Source organism: Plantibacter sp. CFBP 8798, from assembly GCF_014841195.1.
GTDB classification, from domain to species: Bacteria; Actinomycetota; Actinomycetes; order Actinomycetales; family Microbacteriaceae; genus Plantibacter; species Plantibacter auratus.
Genome location: NZ_JACYTS010000001.1, coordinates 1,076,319 through 1,094,816, shown reverse-complemented (window position 1 = coordinate 1,094,816; position 18,498 = coordinate 1,076,319). Strand labels below are relative to the sequence as shown.

Annotated in this window: 15 protein-coding genes; 4 read left to right on the top strand and 11 right to left on the bottom strand. The window is 71.0% G+C overall.

The genetic code is table 11. From position 1 onward, the window contains the following. Positions 1-3 precede the first annotated feature (3 nt). Positions 4-501 (top strand): 2'-5' RNA ligase family protein, encoded by a 498-nt coding sequence (locus tag IFU30_RS05215; protein ID WP_192004537.1) that lies wholly within the window; start codon positions 4-6, stop codon positions 499-501. A 30-nt stretch (positions 502-531) separates the two neighbouring features. On the opposite strand, the gene IFU30_RS05210 is transcribed toward IFU30_RS05215, so the two are convergent. Next, positions 532-2,112 carry a DHA2 family efflux MFS transporter permease subunit gene (locus tag IFU30_RS05210; protein ID WP_192004536.1) on the bottom strand — a complete coding sequence of 527 codons (1,581 nt, stop codon included), beginning with the start codon at positions 2,110-2,112 and terminating at the stop codon, positions 532-534. A gap of 90 nt (positions 2,113-2,202) precedes the next feature. Beyond that, on the bottom strand, positions 2,203-2,844 hold the full coding sequence (locus IFU30_RS05205) for a PadR family transcriptional regulator (RefSeq protein WP_192004535.1): 642 nt from the start codon (positions 2,842-2,844) through the stop codon (positions 2,203-2,205). A 94-nt stretch (positions 2,845-2,938) separates the two neighbouring features. On the opposite strand from IFU30_RS05205, the gene IFU30_RS05200 reads away from it, so the two are divergent. Beyond that, positions 2,939-3,877, top strand: coding sequence for a phosphoribosylaminoimidazolesuccinocarboxamide synthase (locus IFU30_RS05200; protein ID WP_192004534.1), 939 nt, complete (start codon positions 2,939-2,941; stop codon positions 3,875-3,877). A 12-nt stretch (positions 3,878-3,889) separates the two neighbouring features. Here the strand turns inward: IFU30_RS05200 and IFU30_RS05195 are convergent, their stop codons facing one another. The 7 genes from IFU30_RS05195 to IFU30_RS05165 all read right to left on the bottom strand — a co-directional run bounded on the left by IFU30_RS05195 (position 3,890) and on the right by IFU30_RS05165 (position 11,769). After that, complete coding sequence (locus IFU30_RS05195; protein ID WP_192004533.1) at positions 3,890-4,594, bottom strand: hypothetical protein; 705 nt, start codon at positions 4,592-4,594, stop codon at positions 3,890-3,892. A gap of 210 nt (positions 4,595-4,804) precedes the next feature. Further along, on the bottom strand, positions 4,805-5,932 hold the full coding sequence (locus IFU30_RS05190; protein WP_192004532.1) for a zinc-binding dehydrogenase: 1,128 nt from the start codon (positions 5,930-5,932) through the stop codon (positions 4,805-4,807). 19 nt (positions 5,933-5,951) lie between these two features. Next, entirely contained in the window at positions 5,952-6,743 is a 792-nt protein-coding gene (locus IFU30_RS05185; RefSeq protein ID WP_342450806.1) for an HAD family hydrolase, read from the bottom strand. Then, complete coding sequence (locus IFU30_RS05180; RefSeq protein WP_342450805.1) at positions 6,740-8,002, bottom strand: TIGR03364 family FAD-dependent oxidoreductase; 1,263 nt, start codon at positions 8,000-8,002, stop codon at positions 6,740-6,742. Before IFU30_RS05180 ends, IFU30_RS05185 begins: the two co-directional genes overlap by 4 nt. After that, complete coding sequence (gene phnE, locus IFU30_RS05175; RefSeq protein ID WP_192004531.1) at positions 7,999-9,756, bottom strand: phosphonate ABC transporter, permease protein PhnE; 1,758 nt, start codon at positions 9,754-9,756, stop codon at positions 7,999-8,001. Before phnE ends, IFU30_RS05180 begins: the two co-directional genes overlap by 4 nt. Further along, a complete protein-coding gene (gene phnC / locus IFU30_RS05170; RefSeq protein ID WP_192004530.1) occupies positions 9,756-10,751 on the bottom strand; it encodes a phosphonate ABC transporter ATP-binding protein in 996 nt (331 codons plus the stop codon). Before phnC ends, phnE begins: the two co-directional genes overlap by 1 nt. 97 nt (positions 10,752-10,848) lie before the next feature. Continuing rightward, the gene (locus IFU30_RS05165; protein ID WP_192004529.1) at positions 10,849-11,769 is read right to left on the bottom strand and encodes a phosphate/phosphite/phosphonate ABC transporter substrate-binding protein; all 921 of its coding nucleotides are present in this window, start codon (positions 11,767-11,769) and stop codon (positions 10,849-10,851) included. A 262-nt stretch (positions 11,770-12,031) separates the two neighbouring features. Between IFU30_RS05165 and IFU30_RS05160 the strand changes: the two genes are divergently transcribed. Together IFU30_RS05160 and IFU30_RS05155 are read left to right on the top strand one after the other, a co-directional pair. After that, positions 12,032-13,177, top strand: a complete 1,146-nt coding sequence (locus tag IFU30_RS05160; protein ID WP_342450804.1) for an alpha/beta hydrolase — start codon at positions 12,032-12,034, stop codon at positions 13,175-13,177. Positions 13,178-13,235: 58 nt separating this feature from the next. Next, positions 13,236-14,666, top strand: a complete 1,431-nt coding sequence (locus tag IFU30_RS05155) for an alanine--tRNA ligase-related protein (protein WP_192004528.1) — start codon at positions 13,236-13,238, stop codon at positions 14,664-14,666. Between the two features lie 14 nt (positions 14,667-14,680). Here IFU30_RS05155 and IFU30_RS05150 read toward each other — a convergent pair whose 3' ends face one another. After that, positions 14,681-16,732, bottom strand: a complete 2,052-nt coding sequence (locus IFU30_RS05150) for a bifunctional lysylphosphatidylglycerol flippase/synthetase MprF (protein ID WP_249404636.1) — start codon at positions 16,730-16,732, stop codon at positions 14,681-14,683. Between the two features lie 54 nt (positions 16,733-16,786). Continuing rightward, a complete protein-coding gene (locus IFU30_RS05145) occupies positions 16,787-18,382 on the bottom strand; it encodes a PucR family transcriptional regulator (RefSeq protein ID WP_192004526.1) in 1,596 nt (531 codons plus the stop codon). Positions 18,383-18,498: the final 116 nt, after the last annotated feature.

Sequence of the window (18,498 nt, the reverse complement as noted above, 5' to 3'; positions counted from 1 at the left end):
CCGGTGCGCAGCGTCGATCTGACGTTCGACGAGGCCCTCGAGGCCGCCGTCCGCGACCGCTGGCAAGCGCTCCTCGACCTCGGTATCAGTAGTCTCGCCACGCATCGCGGTGCGAGCAACCGTCCGCACGTCACGCTGTCGGCCGGCGAGGACCTCGAGCTCACCGGGCGGCCGGCCTTCGCGCCGTTCGCCGTCCGGCTCGGGGCTCCGCTGTTGTTCCCGCGTCGCTCGGGCGCCGTCCTCGCGCTCACGGTGATCCCCACGCACGAGCTGCTGGAGCTGCACGGACGTGTGGCCGGCGGCGTCACCGGTTCGTTCGAGCACACCCGGCCTGACGCCTGGACACCCCACGTCACACTCTCCCGACGCGTCGCCGGCGAACAGACCGCGGCGGCACTCGACGGGCTCCGGTCGCTCGGCGACCTCCCGTCCGGGCTCGTCACCGGGCTCCGGTTCTGGAACGGCGACACCAGGACGGTCACGGACCTCCTCGGCCCGTGACCGTCCCGTGCCGCCGTGTCGGTTGAGCCGCTACTCGGCTTCGGCCCGGGCGGTGGCGGCAGCCGTGGCGACCGCGGCGGCCTGTCCGTGCTGGGTCTCCGGGGTCGACCAGGCGGCCGCCTTCGGCTTCTGGAAGAACAGGACCACGACCGCGCCCACGAGCGCGAGGCCTGCCGGAAGGAGCAACGACTGGGCCATGGCGGTGGTGAACCCGGCGTGCAGGAACTCTGGCAGCTCGCCACCCGTCACCTCGCTCACGCCGCCGGCCGCCCCACCGGGTGCAGCGGGCAGCTCGGCCGCGAGGCGCCCCTGGATGAGCGCGGCGATGGCCGCGCTGCCGAGGACGGCTCCGATCTGACGCGTCGTGTTGAACACGCCTGAGCCGGCGCCGGCCTGGTGCTGCGGGAGGCCCCGGGTGGTGAGGTTGGAGACCGGGCCCCACATGAAGCCGTTGGCGAGGCCGAGGACGGCACTCGGGAGGAGCAGCATGAGGATCGGCTGCTCGGGCGTGAGGAGGATCGAGTACCAGCCGAGTGCGAGGGCCAGCAGGAGGAGCCCCGCGAGGGCGAACCACTTCGGGTTCACGCGGTCGATCGCCCGCCCGACCACGGGCGCGAGCCCGGCGGAGAGCACTGCCATCGGCACGAGCATGAGCGCGGACTGCGTCGGGGTCAAGCCGCGGACGGTCTGGTAGAAGAAGACGAGCGGCAGCGACATGCTCGTGATCGTGAACCCGATCGTCGAGATCGCGAGGTTGCCGACCGAGAAGTTGCGGTCGCGGAACAGCGCCAGCGGGAGCAGCGGCTCACCCTTCATGACGGCCTGCCACAGGACGAACAGGCCGAGGACGACGACACCGGCGATGATGAGACTCCACACGGTGATCGGACCGGTGATCGTGCCCCAGTCGTAGCTCTGGCCCTCCTGGATGCCGAACACGAGGAGGAACATCCCGAGCCCGCTCAGGACGACCCCGAGCACGTCGAACTTGTGCGGATGCGTGGCGAGCGCGGGGACGTTCCGCCAGACCATGATGAAGCCGATGACACCGACGGGCACGTTGATGAAGAAGATCCACTCCCAACCGAAGCCGTCGACGAGCACGCCGCCCAGGATCGGGCCGACGAGCGTCGCGACACCAGCGGTCGCTCCCCAGAGACCCATGGCCGCACCACGGCGGTCCGGCGGGAAGATGCGGGTGATGACGGCCATCGTCTGCGGCGTCATGAGTGCCGCACCGAGGCCCTGCACGACGCGGGCGACGATGAGCATCTCGATGGAGCCCGACAGGCCGCACCAGAGTGACGCGAGTGTGAAGACGACGAGGCCGATGAGGTAGAGGTTCTTCGGGCCGAAGCGGTCGCCGAGGCGGCCGGTGATGAGCAGCGGCACGGCATAGGCGAGCAGGTAGGCGCTCGTCACCCAGATGACGTTGTTGATGTCGGTGTCGAGCCCGCGCATGATCGCGGGGTTCGCCACCGACACGATGGTCGTGTCGATGAGGATCATAAAGAAGCCGATGACCAGGGACCAGAGCGCCGGCCAGGGGCGCACGGCCCCGGGTGTCGGACCGGAGACACCCTGAGGAGGCGTGGTGGGGGTGGTGGACATGATGTCCCTTTCTGCACGGAGGACGGGTTCGCGTTCGGGACGCGAGGATGAGCGGGACCGCCGGCCGGACTGGTCGGTCGTCCCGGAGGTTCAGGTGGAGGGTGTCGGCTGAGCGGACACGGGCGGGGTCGCCGCCTGCTCGTGGAGTGGCGCACGGGTCCCCGGCACGTGCCAGGCGAGTGCACCGTCGGCGATCTCGGCGAGGAGCGATTCGAGGTGGGCGATCTCGGCGCGCAGCATGGCGGCCGAGTAGGGGACGTTGATCCAGTACACGCGCGGGATGCCGCGCTCGTGCGCCCACGTCATGCGGCGATCGAGGTCGGCGAGCTCGGCCTGTTGCCGGAGGATACGGGTCTCGAGCAGCATCCGCACCTCCTCGGCGCCCAGCTCGTGCGCCTCGGACAGCGCGAGCCCGAGCTCCGGGTACTCGTTCCTGGGGGTGCTGAGCAGCTCGCGCAACCGCTCCCCCAGCAGGTGCCGGCCGAGGTCGGTGATCTCGAAGGTGGTGCGCTCGGGCCGGGCCCCCTCGCGGTCGGTCCCGGAGGCGAGCACGAGGCCGTCGGCCTCGAGTCCGTAGACGGCGCGGTAGAGCGAGCCGGGGCTCACCTTGACGACCCGGTCCTCCTGGCGGTGGAGCGCGAGTTGGTACATCTCGTAGGGGTGCATGGGGCGCTCGGCCAGGTAGCCGAGCGCGGCGACGGCGAGCAGGCCGAGCGGCTTGATCTTGCCCATGACCCTCCCATCACTCCACGCGAACTATTCCACGTGGAATATACGCGTACCGCCCCGAGGTCGCAAGCCCCGGCGACCGACCCGGCCACCGCCGATGCACGATAATGAACGAGTGAGCGCACCCTCGGAGACCAACGCCTGGAACCACGTCTACTCGGGCAAGGTCCGCGACCTGTACGAGCCGGCCGCCGGGCCCGACGACCTCTTGCTCGTCGTCGCGAGCGACCGGGTGAGCGCGTTCGACCACGTGCTCGAGCCGGGCATCCCCGGCAAGGGCGATCTGCTCACCAGCCTGAGCCTCTGGTGGTTCGACCAGCTCCGCGACGTGCCGAACCACCTCGTGCCCGATCATGAGCTCGACGCCGCGGGTGTCGCGGTGTCCAGCATCCCGGCCGAGTTCGCCGGCCGGGCGATGCTCGTCCGGAAGCTCGACATGTTCCCCGTCGAGTGCGTCGTCCGCGGCTACCTCACCGGCTCCGGCTGGAAGGAGTACGTCGCGAACCGCACCGTCTGCGGCATCCCGCTGCCCGACGGCCTCCGCGACGGCGATCGCCTGCCCGAGCCGTTGTTCACCCCCGCGTACAAGGCGCCGCTCGGCGAGCACGACGAGAACATCTCGTTCTCCCGCATGATCGAACTCATCGGCGAGGACGACGCGGTCGCACTGAAGGACCTGTCACTCGGCATCTACGAGACGGCATCACTGACGGCGGAACGCCACGGGGTCATCCTCGCCGACACGAAGTTCGAGTTCGGCCGCAACCCCTCGACCGGTGTCATCACGCTCGGCGACGAAGTGCTCACCTCCGACTCCAGCCGGTACTGGGACCGCGACGTCTACCTGACGAGCGACGACCCCACCGCACGGATGGCGAGCTTCGACAAGCAGATCGTCCGCAACTGGCTGGCCCACAACTGGGACCAGGACGACGCCTCGACACCCACACCACCGACGCTGCCTGCCGAGATCGTCACGCAGACGGCCGCTCGCTACCGCGAACTCCTCGAGCGCCTCACCGGCACCGGTCGCTGACCGAGGTGCCGGTCAGCTCGTCTTCCGACGGGCGCGGAGCCGAGCGCTGTCGGCCAGGATGGCCTGCGCATCGGGCAGCGGCCCTTCCGGCACGATGACGCCCATGAGCGTGGCCGTCTTCTCGAGTGCGTCGCGTGCATCGTCGGCCGCGAGCCGCGCCTCGACGAGATCGCAGGAATCGTCACTGCCCACCTCGCTGCGGGTGCCGCTGCGTTCTACGAGCTCGCGCTGCAGGCGCTCCGCGGTGGCGTACATGCGCGTCAGCGTCCACAGCGAGGTCCACGGGAGGTCGTCGCTCAGCCCGATGAGGTGATCATTGAGCGGGTCGATCCACCGCGACGGCTGGTGCCCGCCGTCCAGGCGACGACGACGGTTGCGTCGTTCGGCCGACACGAGCAGGAAGACGGCGACGAGGATCGCACCGAGCAGGGCGCCGACGACGTCGAGTCCGGGCGACCACTCCGGGTCGAAGCCGGGGAGCGACACGGACGAGCGTTCGTCGTGGACGATCGACCACTCGACGAGCACGCCCACCGTCGCACCGATGACGAAGCCCGTGAGCAGGAGGAAGGCACCGAGCAGGAGGGTGATCCTCCGCCGCAGCTGGTGGCCGCGCTGCTGACCCTCGGTGAGCCCGCCTCGTTCCGCGAAGGGATCCACGACCATGAGGCGACCACCGACACGGACCACCCCGGGGTGGCGAGTCGTGACCGTCATGGCCCGAGGATACCCCACAAGGTGGGTCATGCGGCAGGATTCACGAGTCGAGATCGGCGGAAATCCGCGGTGGATCGGCCGTCGTGACCCCCGGAATGGGGGCGCTCGAAGGGGTCACGCCGTCCTGGGTGCCGTCGCCGAGCCGTCGGCCGAACCCCGCCGGGCTCGTCGGACGATCCGCGCCTGGACGAAGCACACCCCGTCGTCCGTTCAGGGTCGGACCCCGACGCGCGGGAACGCGCCCGATGCAGCTGCGACGAGCGCGTCGTCGACGTCCTGCAGGGGGAACTCCGGACCGACGAGTTCGGCGAACGGATATCGACGCCACGCACCGGTGAGGAAGTCGACCGCGCGCGACAGATCCCGCGGTCGGTAGTTGTGTGCTCCGCGCACCGTGAGGAGGCGTCGGACGATGCGTTCGGCGTCGATGCCGAGCGGCGCACCGGGCGACACACTGCCGACGAGGACAGCCGTTCCACCGATCGACAGCGACGCGATGGCGGCGTCCACGGCACGGGCGTCGCCGGACATCTCGATGGCCACCGGGAAGCCCTCGACGCCCGCCGCGAGGTGGGCGGCGTCGAGGTGCTCGGCGTCGCCGATCGTGGGGTCGACCGTCGCGATGGCACCGAAACGACCGGCGAGCAGCCGGCGGGCTGGGTCCGGATCGCTCACGACGACGCGCGCGCCGGCGTCGGTCGCGATGGCCGCGACCGTCAGCCCGAGCATCCCGGCGCCGGTCACGAGCACCGCTGTGCCGGGCAGGTCGTGCCCGGCCGCATCCAGTGCGGCGATCGCGGTGGCCGTCGCGCAGGACGCCGGCGCGAAGACGGCGGCGGGCGGCGTCTCCCCCACGATGACGATGGCCGTGCCCTCGAGGAGTTCGACGTGGGTCGCGAACCCACCGCTCAACTCCCACCCGCGGTGCACCCGGTCGTGACCGTACTTCGCGAGCCGGCGGCACTTCTGCTCCAGGCCGGCGGAGCAGCGGTCGCAGACGCCGCAGCTCACGACGACCGACCACACGACCCGCATCCCCGCGACGAGGACGGTCCCGTCCACCGCCGTGACCGGTCCCCCGACCGCCACGACGCGTCCCACCTGTTCGTGCCCGAGGACGAGCGGTGTGGCGGCGTCACGGTGCCCGAGGACGGTGTGCACGTCGGAGCCGCACACGGTCGCCAGTTCCACCTCGACGAGGACGTCCCCCGGCCCGAGCGTCACCCCGGGCACCGCCATCGCCTGGTGCGGGTGCCCAGGCCCCTGCCAGACCATCGCGATCGGCGACGGTCTGATGAAGACGTCGTTGCCCGCGTGCGCGGTGAGCGTCGTGTGCATGGTTCCCCCGGTCGGTCGTTCAGTCGAGACCGAGGAGCGCAGGCAGCTCGGCGATGCTCGTGATGATCTCGTCGGCGCCCGCCGCGAGCAGCGTCTCCTCGTCGTGTGCTCCGGTGAGCACCCCGACGACGAGCCCCGCGCCGGCGTTCACCCCGGACAGCATGTCGCTGGCCGTGTCGCCGACGACGACGACGGTGTCGACGGCGCTCGCGCCGAACCGGAGGAGCGCCGTCAGCGGCAGATCCGGTGCTGGACGCCCTCGGCCGGCGTCGGCGGGTGACAGGGCGTCGTCGGCGAGCTCGGACCACCCGAGGCTCGCGAGGAGTGCGTCGCGCGTGGCCGGGGCGAACCCGGTGGTGAACACGACCCCCACGCCGAGCTCGCGGAGCCGCCGAACCGTGTCCTCGGCTCCGGGGATCGCCTCGACGCGCCCCTCGCCGACGAGGCGCTCGTAGGCCTCTTCGAAGGCGGCGTTGCCGGAAGCGGCTCGAGCCTCGTCGCCGTCGGTCAGCATGAGGAACACGTCGAGCTTCGACTGACCCATCGTGTCGCGGACGAGCTCGATGGCCGCGTCGAGCGCGTCCTCGGTGTCGATGCCGATCGTCTCGGCGGCGACGCGGAAGGCGTCCTCGACGACACCGTCATCCGAGACCGTCGTCCCGGCGAGGTCGAGGACCACCAGTTCGAGCAGGAGGTCGTCCTCGTGCGCGTCGTCGAGCCCGTCCTCCAGCTCGTCGAGGTCGGTCTCCACGTCGTCGCCGAGGTCGGGCGCCGCGGTGCTGTCCTGCTGGGGTCGATCGATGCTGGTCACGAGAGGCCTTTCTGAAGGTGGGCTGATGCGGCACGGATGCTGGTCGGCTGCGCCGGCGAGAAGGTCGGGCCGAGGTGCTCGGCGACGGCCAGCTCGCCGAGCGCGGGTCCGGTGGTCATCCCGATGCCCGTGGTCGCGGCGACCACGCGGACGCCCGGGGTCGGTTCGTCGATGAGCAACTCCTCCGGAGCGGTGGCGTAGACGCCCTGCCAGCGTTCGAGGACGTCGAGCCTGGTCCCGAACAGCGTGCTGCCGGCCCGCAGGAGTTCGTCGAAGGCGTGCTCGGACTGGAACGGGGAGACCGCCTCGCCGCGGCTGTGGGTGTCGCCGAGGATGATCGAGCCGTCCGGCAACTGGGTCGCCATGAGGTTGACGTCGAGCGAGGCGAGCCCGGGGTGGTCCTGCTGCAGGCGCTCCCGGAGGGCCGGGATGGCGGGCGAGTCGGCGAATCCCGCGTAGCGCAGGAGCGACCACCCGGTCAGGAGCGGCGCCGGCATCGGCATCGGGAGCTCGGCGCGCACCCGGACCATGTCGAGCGCGCATCGACGGACGACCGCCCGTTCGGCCAGCTCGGGGAGGAGCGTGTCGATGTCGTGGTTCACCGCGACCACGGTGAGGCCTGCGGCGATGACGCCGCGGCTGGTGTCGACGAAGCCGGAGCGCAGTCCGGTCACGGTCGTCCGGCGTCGGAACTCGACACCGCGGCGTTCCAGGTACGCCGTGACGGCGCCCAGCGCCTGGCGCGGGTTCACCTGGAGGTCGCGCGGCAGCCAGGCGCCGCCCACCACGTCGTCGGCACTGACCGGCACCTGCTGCAGGAACTCGGCCGCGTCGTACAGGCGGACGTCGGCCGCAGCTCCCGCCTGGGCACGGGACGCCGCGAAGTCCTCGAGGACGCGCAGCTCGTCGAGGTGCCGGGCGACCACGTGCGTGCCCGAGCGCCGGACCCACAGCCCCGCGTCCTGCTCGAGTCGCTGCCAGATCTCGGCCGAACGCGCGGCGAGGCGAGCGGCGAGCCCGGCCTGCGGCGTCGCGGCCAGATGGCCGAAGTTGCGGACCGACGCACCCTGGGCTTCGGCGGAGCGTTCCACGACCACGACCTCGGCACCGGCGTCCACGGCGGCGAGCGCCGCGGACAGTCCGACGATGCCGGCTCCGACGATCACGACGTCCGCGCGATCGGCCGAGGCACCGAGCGAGCCGACACCGAGGCCGACCCGCGCTGCCGACATCCCGCCGCTCATCCGTCGTCCGTTCACGAGAACACCCTCCGCATCCACATGGCGATGCCCTCGACGACGAGGACGACCGCGAGGATCATCAGCACGATGGCCGTGACCTGGTCGTAGTTCCCGCCCTGGTCCGCCTGGATCAGGTAGTAGCCGATGCCGCCTCCGCCGACGATGCCGAGCATGGTCGCGGCGCGGATGTTCGTGTCGAGCGTGTAGAAGGTGTGCCCGACCAGTGCGCGGGCACCCTGCGGGAGCGTCGCGGCGGCGTAGACCTGCGGTCGCGTCGCACCGACGGCGGTCAGCGCGCGTTCCGGTCCGGGCGCGACCTCCTCGAAGGAGTCCGCGATGAGCTTGCCGAGGAGGCCGATCCCGCAGATGCCGAGCGCGAGCGTCCCCGCCTGGGCACCGAGCCCGGTGACGACGATGAGGAGGATCGCGAGGATGAGCTCCGGGATGCCGCGGATGCCGACGAGCGCGAACCGGGCGCCGGTGCGGACACCGCGGTTCGGGGCGACGTTCCGAGCGGCGAGGGACCCGATGACGATCGAGCAGACGAGGGCGATGAGGGTCGCCGCGAAGGCGATCGCGACGGTCTCGAACATCGCCTCGACCATCTGCTCCGTCGTGCGCATGCCGAACGACGGCGGCCAGAGTCGGACGAGGACGTCGGGGGCCTTCGCCCAGAACGTCACGAGGTCGCCCCATTGGATGTCGGACACGACGACGCCCCAGACCACGACCGCCACGGCGAGCCAGGCACCGACGGTGTCGCGGACGCGGGCCGGCGTCCAGGGGCGCTTCGCTGCAGCGGCGATCCGGGATTCGGCGCTCGGAGTGGCGACCGTCAGGCTGCTCCCGCTCGCCACGCGACGTGCCTCCCGGCCCGCGGCCACCCGACGCACGACGCGGTCACCGAGTCCGCGTCCGGTCGGCTGCACCCCGAGCATCACGGTCCGCACGGTGCTCGACACGATCTCCATGACGACGCACAGCGCGAAGATGACGATCGCGAGTCCGATGCCGAGCGAGTAGTCGAGCGATTTGAACGCGAGCGACAGTTCACGGCCGAGGCCGAGGACGCCGACGTAGCCGAGCAGGACCGAACCGCGCAGGTTGATGTCGCCGCGGTGGAGGACCGTTGCCACCCAGGACGGCAGGACCTGCGGCAGGACACCCGAGGTGAACTCCTGCAGCTTCGAGCCGCCGGCCGCCCGGATCGCGAGTCGCGGCCCTTCGTCGACCTGCTCGATCGCGTCCGCGAAGAGCTTCGAGATCATGCCGACGGAGTGCAGCCCGATCGCGATGATGCCGGGCAGCGAGCCGAGCGAGAACATGAGCACGAGGATCATCGCGATGACGACGTCCGGCACGGCACGGCTGAGCACGCCGACGAACCGACCGACCGCGCGCCAGGCCGGTCCCGGGGTCGTGTTGGCGGCTGCGAGGTACGCGACCGGGATCGAGAGCACCGCAGCGAGGACGGTGCCGGAGATCACGATCCCCAGGGTCAGGGCGGTGAGCGACAGCAGTTCCCCGGGCGGCGGGAACGTGATCGTGCCCACCCGGTTGAAGAAGTTGACCGCGTTGCCCCAGCTCGCCACCATGTTCGGGATCGAGATCCCGACCTCGAGGAGCGAGTAGACCGAGAACGCGAGCAGCGCGACGAGCGTGAGCACGGCGGCGATCGTCTGCGGGCGGAGCCGACCGACCGGGACGGGTCCGGAGAGTCCTGGCGGGCGGCCGGCGGGCGGTGCCGTCTTCGCGGGCGCGGTGACGACCATCAGCGGGTCCTGCCGGGTCGACGGAGCTCGTCGGGCTCGCGGCCGTCGACGTCGGCGTCGAACTCCCACTCCGGGTCGTCGGGCAGTTCGTCCTCGCCCACGCGCTCCTCGACGCCGAGTAGGCCGCGGAGGTCGTCGTCGGGGTCGCCGAGCAGCTCATCGGTCTCCAACTCAACCGCGATCGCCTGCAGCTCACGGGTGCTCGTCGCGACCCGGCCGTAGATCTCCATCACCTCGGTCTTCGACAGGCCGTCGGTCGTGGTGTCGAGGACCACCTCGCCGTGGCGGAGGCCGACGATGCGGTCGCCCCAGGAGAGCGCGAGGTCGACCTGGTGCAGGCTGCACACGACGGTGAGCCCGCGGTCGATCGCGATCTCGCGGATGAGGGCCATCACCTGCTCGCTCGACTCCGGGTCGAGGGAGGCGACGGGCTCGTCGGCGAGGAGGATCTCGGGGTCCTGCATGAGCGCTCTGGCGATGGCGACACGCTGCTGCTGTCCGCCGGAGAGGGTGTCGGCGCGCTGGTAGGCGCGCTCGAGGAGTCCGACGCGGTCGAGGTGGCCGAGGGCCTTGAGTTTCAGGGTGCGGCCGTAGCCGAAGATGCCGAGACGCGGTCCGCGGACGCCCGCCAGCGAACCGGTCAGGACGTTCTCGAGGACGGTGAGCGACGGGACCAGCTCGAACTGCTGGAAGACGAACCCGACGCGGGCGCGGAGCCGGCGCAGGGCGCGCTGCCCGAGGGCCGGCACCTCGTCGCCGAGGACCGAGACGGACCCGGCGGTGGGCCGCTCGAGACCGTCCAGGTGACGGAGGAGCGTCGACTTGCCGGAGCCCGACAGACCGAGCAGGACGACGATCTCACCACGACGGATGTCGAGGTCGACGCGCTGCAGGGCGACCGTCCGGTCGAAGCGCTTCGTGACCCCGCGGAGAAGCACGAGCGGTTCCGCTCCGTCGGGTGCGGTGCGATGCGCCTGCTGCTCGGTGACGCTCATGGCTGCTGCCTCTCGTGGATTGCGGATCATCGACGGCCGGTCCCGCCCTTCGACAAGCTCAGGAAACGCTTGTCGAAGGGCGGGACTGGCACTCAGATCAGGCCTGGCACTGCTTGGCGTTGGTCTTCTTGCAGATGTCGCGGATGGTGTCGTAGTACGCGTCGTCGACCGGCGAGGTGCCGTAGAAGGTCGCGCGGAAGGCGTCGCTGTCGGCACTCTTCACGCCGGAGTCGATGATCTGGTCGATCGTGACCTCGGACAGGGCCTTCTCGAGCTTCTCCTTCACGTCGGCGGGCAGCGAGTCGGACTCGACGATCGGCGCACCGGGGACCATCGTGCGGTCGATGACCTTCACGCCGTCGTTCTTCTCGACCTCGGAGTCCTCGGCGAAGCCCGCCTCGCACTCGACGCCCTCGGCGGTCTTCGTCACCGAGACGTCGTGCTTGCCGGCGAAGACCGGGGTGATGTCCTTCTCGGGGTCGATGCCGGCCTCGAGCAGGTTGTAGCTCGGGAAGAGGTACCCGGACGTCGAGGACGGGTCGACGAAGCAGACCTTCTTGCCCTTGAACTCCTCGATCTTCGTGATCGACGAGTCCTTCGGGACGATCGCCTCGGAGTAGTAACCCGGCTCCTGCCCCTTGACAGTGATGATCGAGGAGATCGGCGTGATCTTGGCCCCGTTGTTGAGCGCGGTCACGTAGGTGAAGCCGGAGAAGGAGGCGACGTCGATCTTGCCGGCCACGGCCGCCTCGATGAGGGCCGCGTAGTCGGTCGACTCGTGGTACTCGACCTTCTTGCCGGTCTCCTGGGCGATGTAGTCCATGAGCGGCTGGTAGTTGGTCTGCGTGTCGACCGAGTCGGGGACGACGCCGAAGACGAGGGTCTGGTCGTCGACCGCGAAGGTCCCGGCCGCGGCGGAACCGGTGTCGCTGGCGCTGGCGCTCGAGCAGGCGGCCAGGCCGATCGAGAGGAGGGCGGCGGCGCCGAGCGCAGCGACGCGGGTGAGGGAGAGCTTCATGTGCTGGGACGTACCTTTCAGAAGGACCGATGCACCCGCCCGCTCCGCGCGTGGCTCCGGTGGAGCGGAACCGCGAGTGACCGACGCGGGCACTGCTGTGTGCCGTACGTGTGATCACGCTACGAGCGGCACCCGAACAGGGCCGGGCCTCCCGGTGAACAGGAGGTGAAGCCGCGCGGAAGGATCGATCAGGCAAGCCACGGTCGTCGTCTGCCGAGCCCGCCTAGACTGCTGGAATCCGCCCATCCGAGCAGCAAGGCAGGTGAGTCGTTTGCCCCTCGACCCGATCTTCGTCGAACGAGCGCGGACGCACCGCGCCTACCTCATCTCGACCGCACTCGAGCAGGCGAAGGCCTTCTTCCTGCGGCCGAAGACGACCACCGTCGCGCGCCCGAAGCCCGCTCCCGCGGCAGACCCGACGGCGACCTCCCCGAAGGCCGCCGGACCGAAGGCGAAGCCCTCGAGCCCGACGGCGAAGGCAACCACCGCCGCACCCCGCCGCAAGAAGACGCGCGCACAGCACCGCAAGGCGGCGCGGAACTGGGACAAGAAGGAGCTCGCGACCGTCGGCGTCCCGGGCCCGGAGCTGCGCATCGAGGAGCACACGATCCCGGTCGCCGGCTTCCCCGACGTCCGGATCCGGCTCTACCACCCGCCGACGGCCGACGGCGACCAGGCGGTGCCAGCGGTCCTGTCCTTCTTCGGTGGGGCGTTCCGTATCGGCGGGATCGACTACCCGACGACCGACGCGGGGTTCCGTCGTCGGGCGGCCGACGCCGGCGTGGTCATCGCCGCCGTCGACTACGCGCTCGCTCCCGAACACCGGTACCCGACGCAGCTGGAGCAGGCCCACGCGGCGCTCGAATGGTTGTTCGCCGAGGCCGCGACGCTCGGGATCGACGCGCGGCGGATCGCCGTCGCCGGGGTGTCCGCCGGCGGCAGCATCGCGGCGGCGCTCACGCTCGTGAACCGCGAACGCGGCCGGCTGCCCATCCGACTCCAGCTGCTCGAGGTGCCGGTCACGGACCTGACCGGTGGCCACATCGACCTCCGTCCCGTGCGGGAGATGGGCATCCCGAGGATCTTCGCGATCAAGGAGCTGCGTTCCGTCGCGAAGACCTACCTCCTGGATCGACGTCAGGCGAAGGAGCCGCACGCGTCGCCCCTCCTCGCCCGGTCGCACGCGGACCTCCCCCGCGCCGTGATCCTCACGGCCGAGTACGACCCGCTCCGCGGCGACGGCGCGGCCTACCTTGCAGCGCTCCGGGCCGACGGCGTCGACGCGAGCGGGACGATGTACCTGGGCGCGACGCACGACACCCCCATCTTCGGCGGCGTGCTCCCCGCGGCCCGCCGCTGGCACGACGACGTGGTGACCGCCCTGCGATCACTCCACGACGCGGACTGAGTCGGGTCGCCGCGCCCACCGGCTTCCCCTCGGGCCGGAAAGCTGGAATCGTGTCGGCATGGACGCCCACGAGATCCGCAACGCCTACCTCGACTTCCTCGAACGAAACGGCCACGCGCTGATCAAGCGGGCACCGCTCGTCCCGCGGGGAGACACGAGCACCCTGTTCAACGGCAGCGGCATGCAGGCGCTCCTGCCGTACCTCCTCGGTGAGGATCACCCCGACGGACGGCGGCTGACCGACAGCCAGCCGTGCGTCCGGGCACAGGACATCGAGGACGTCGGCGACAACCGGCACACCACCTTCTTCGAGATGCTCGGCAACTGGTCGCTCGGCGACTACTTCAAGGAGACGCAGATCCGGCAGTTCTTCACCTTCCTGGTCGACATCGTCGGGCTGGATCCGGAGCGGATCTCCGTCACCTGCTTCATCGGCGATCCCGCGAACGGCATCCCCCGCGACGACGAGGCCGCGGCGATCTGGGCGTCCGTGTTCGCCGAGCGCGGGGTCTCCAACGGGATCGCGGAGATCGGCTCCCAGGCCGACGGCGACGCCCGCGGGGTTCGGCCGGGAGAACGGATCTTCTTCTACGACGGCGGCGAGAACTGGTGGTCCCGCGGCGGGTCACTCGAGGGCACCCCGATCGGCGACCCGTGCGGCCCCGACAGCGAGGTGTTCTACGACTTCGGCCCCGAGTACCAGGATCCGTCCTACGGCCTCGCGCATCCCGCGAGCGACGGCGGACGGTTCATGGAGATCGGCAACCAGGTCTTCATGCAATACCGCCGACGCGAGGACGGCTCGTTCGAGGAACTCGCTCGGCGCAACGTGGACTTCGGCGGCGGCCTCGAACGCATCGCCGCCGCGTCGATCGACTCCGACGACGTCTTCCGCATCTCGCTCCTGTGGCCCATCGTCGAGCGGCTCCAGGAGCTCACCGGGAAACGCTACGAGGACGAGACCGCCGCGATGCGCATCATCGCCGACCACCTGCGGGGTGCGACCTTCCTGGCAGTGGACGGCGTGCGTCCGTCGAACAAGGAGCAGGGCTACGTCATGCGGCGTCTGCTCCGACGCGCGATCCGGCTGGCGCTCTCGCTCGACCTCCACGAGAACTTCTTCGGCGAGATCGTGCCCGTCATCGCCGGACTGTACGCCGACGACTACCCGGAGGTGGCCGCCGCCCGCGACGAGGTCGTCGCCGTCCTCGTCAAGGAGGAGCAGTCGTTCCGACGCACGCTGGGCGCAGGGCTCCAGATGGTCCAGGGGTACACCGGGCGGGTCATGACGGGACACGACGTGTTCCGGCTGTCCGACACGAACGGCTTCCCGAAGGAGCTGACCATCGAGGAGGCCGAGCGCCTCGGCATCGAGGTCGCTTCCGACTGGGAGACGGAGTTCGCCGCCGCCCTCGCCGAGCAGCGTGCGCGGTCCCGCGGCGCGACGCACCTCGGCGCCGCCGGCCTCCCGGGCGGCGACACCGCCTGAGGGTCGGCCTCCGCTCAGTCGCGCTTGAGCATGTCGATGCCGGCACCGGCGAACTGCCGGAGCGTCGCGTCCGGCAGGAACGCGCGGGTGAGCGCCGCGGCGATCCGCGTGAGGTCGCCCTCGTCGCGATACAGGAGGTAGATCGGCTCCGATCGCGGGTTGAACTTCTGCTTGAACCGGTGGAGGGACGAGAAGCCGTACACGGGCTCCAGGATGCCGCTGAGCTGACCCAGCAGGTGCGCGATGCGGCCCTCGTCGTCCTCCACCCGGTGCGCGAGCGGCGCACCCGAGAGCGAGAGGATCTGAGCACCCTCCTCCGCGAAGACCTTGGCCGAGGAGGCGATGAGGAACTCCATGACCGAACCGAAGCCCTCCTCGCGTCGCCGCATGAGGTCGAGCGTCCACCCGCGGTGCTCGCTGTCGGGGCCGAAGACCGGGAGCCAGCTGAGGAATCCGTCGACGTCGCCGTCCGGTGAGATCGCGAGTGCCAGACGGACCTCCGGGTCGTCGGCCTCCTGCAGGGTCCCGAGCGTGAACCGCATCTCGGGCAGACCCTTGTCGCCGACCCAGCCCTCGGAGATGGCGCGGATCTGCTGTCGGACGCCCCAGGTCTCGGCGGCGTAGGTGCTCATCCGGAAGACCATCCCCTCGCGCTCCGCCTTGTTGAGCGCCGTGCGGATGTTCGACCAGGCCTTGCCGGTGAACGCGAGACCCGGGAGGTCGACGATCGTGTCGTCGGCGATGATGAGGTCGCGCCATCCCTCGGGCATCGCGTCCTTCGTCCCCTGGCTGGAACTGAAGAAGCACGGGATGAGGGAGTCACGCTCGGCCGCCTGGACGAACTCCTCGACGCTGGCCTGGAGGTGCTCCGGCGGGCCGAGCGGGTCGGCGAGCACGATCGCGACGCCGGCGTGCTTCTGGTAGGGCACGAGGCCCACCGAGGTGCGGAAGTACTCCATGCCGTCCCATGTGGCCATCCAGGAGAGCGAGCCGCCGCCCTCGGTCCGGATGAGCGCGCGGGCGTCGTCCGCCGAGGGCAGGTCCTGCTGCTGCTTCCGCCCGACGCCGAGCTGCCGGCGTCGGTGGGACGAGAACGCGCTGCGGGTCGCGACGAGGTAGACGAGGAAGGCGAGCCAGAGCACCGACGTCGCCAGGAACACGTCGGTGTCGCCCCAGTCGATCGGGAGGTCGGCGGGATCCAGTGGCGACAGCGCCAGGTACAGGACCGCGACCAGGACGTTGAGGATCGCCCAGACGACGCTCAGCACCCATGCCCAGCGGCGACCGAGCCGCAGGCCGTTGGCGACCAGGATGATCACGACCGTGTCGAGCGCGACGTCCAGCCACGGCCCCTCCGCCGGGGCGGTCGGACCGAACGGACCGTTGGTCGGCACGAGCAGGGCGACGATCTGGACGACACCGAGGGCCACGCTCGTCGTGAACGCGAGTAGTCGGCGCTCGCGGACGCTGGCCCGCTGGATGCGGAAGGAACGGTTCACCGCGAGGACGAAGAGCACCGCGAAAGCATGCTCGAGGTCCGCGAGCGAGCCGATGAAGAGGACCCCGATCGCGGCGTAGGACGCGACGATGATCCAGCCCCGCTGCCGCCAGGGCGAGGCGAAGAGCGACACACAGGCGGCGAAGCAGGCCATCGTCCCGCCGGACGGACCGACGTCGAGCATCCCGGCGAGGCTCGTCGCCCAGGGCCAGGGCAGCTGACTGGCGGCCCAGAGGAACCCGGCGGTGGCGAGGACGGCGACGAGCTGACCGGCGGCGAAGGTGATGAGCGCCACCTTCGATCCCCGCCACCACTCGAGCAGGCCGACCCAGGCGAACCCGATCACCGCGAACACGTAAGCCCAGGGCTCCACGACGAGGAACGTCCCGGTGACAGGAGTCCACCAGCGTCCCGCCTCGAAGGCGGGTAAGCCGTAGGCGACCGCCTCCCACCACGGTTGCGCCGTGGTCGACTCCCAGAGGCCACGCCCGACGACGCCCGCCACGAGGACGACCAGCACCAGGGCGAGCGTGACCGGCACGCGAGCGATCACCGTTCGGATCCTCATGCGCGCTGCCCCCTTCATGGTTCCACGGAGCACACGCGCGCCGTGCGGTCGAGGCTACAGAACGGCCGCGCGGGACCGCAACGCATCACCGTCCGGCAGGCTGACCAGCGCAAGCCAGAGTTCGGCACGAGCGGCGAAGGTGTCGAGGGGTCGCCCGAGCACCTGTTCGACCCGGGTGATGCGGTTGCGGAGCGTGTGTCGATGGATCCCGAGTCGCCGCGCGGCGGGCTCCCACTGACCGTTCGCCTCGAGCCAGCCGCGGAGGCTCGGCACGAGGTCGGAGCCCTCCTCGCGGTCGACGCGGAGCACGGGCTCGAGCAGTTCCTCGGCCACGGCAGCGGCGCGGACGGGGTCGAGCAACCCGGCCATCCCCGCCGCGGCGAGCGCCCCGAACCGCACGACGGCCTCGCCGGCGGAGACGGCGTGCTCGTGTGCGGAGGCCGCCTGCTCGATCCCCGTCGTCAGTTCGGCGAGCGCGACGGCTCGGGAGAGGCCGAGCCGCCGAGCGGGGGCCGCCGCGATCACCGCCTCGACCGCCCGATCGACGTCCGTCTCGGAGTCCCCCTCGGCCGCCGCGAGGAGGAGGACGGGCCGTCCGTCCTGCTCGGCGACGAAGAGCGAGCCCGGGCTGAGCGTCTCGGCCCGTTCCAGCTCGGTGAGGAGCGCCTCGCGCCCTTCGGTCGGCCCGGAGCAGACGCCGACACGAACCGCTCCGGTCGGCAACGGGGTACCGAGCTGTTCGGCGACCTCGCGCGCCGCAGTGGTCTGTCCGGCGCGGAGCAGCTGCCAGACACCGGTGCGCAGCGAGCGCCCCGCCCGTCCGAGCGCGCCGCCCTGCTCGAGGGTGAGCCCGGCGATGGCGACGACGGAGGTCACGACGCTCTGGGCCGCGGCGTCCAACGGGCCGTCGGTCCCCGCGATGGCGAGCACGCCCCGAAGGTCCCCGCGCCGGCCGAGGGTCTGCAGCGACACCGTCCGGCTGCGGTTCGCGAGCGTCGCCCCCGACCGCTGTCCGCGGCTCAGGAGCATGGTGGCCTCGCCGGCCACCCGCTCCAGCAGGCGCTCGGTCTCGGGACCGGCGGTGGGCCCGTCGCCCGCGATCGCCACCGGCGTCGCATGCGCGTCGAAGAGCACGACCCAGGCACCGAGGGACCGCGCGAGTTCGGTGACGACGGCGGCCGTCGCGTCGGGTCGGAGTGCGGCGAACGCGATGGCGCGCTGGGCTCCGAGGGCCCAGGCGTCCCTCGCCCGCGCCGCCTCGGTGAGGAGGTCGGCCGCGTACCGGATGACGGCGATGAACGGCGTACGGTACGGGACCTCGATGAGCGGCATCCCGTGCGCCGCGCAGGCCTCGGCGAGTTCCGGCGGCGTCCCTGCCGCGATCACCTCGGTGCCGAACCCCAGTCCGGCGACACCGGCGTCGGCGAGGCGGGCGACGTACGCCTCGACCTGCGTCGTCGACACCGCGGTCCCGAACTGCGTGCCCGTCGTGAGCAGCACCTGGTCGGCGAGGAGGAACGGCGTGGGGTCCGGGAGGTCGGATCCGGAGACCCAGGCGACCTGCCGGTCGAGCGCGCCCTCGGTCCCGGCCACCACGAGCTTCAGGCCGAGCGCACGGTGGTCGAGGAGGTCCTGCAGCGTCGGTGCCATGGCGTGAGTCTACGCACGGATGCCGGATCGTCCAACCAATGCACTTCGAATGGACAGACTGTCGACTGCCTCGACGCGGACCGCTGCCTAGCCTGGGTGCACTGCTCGCGGACGAC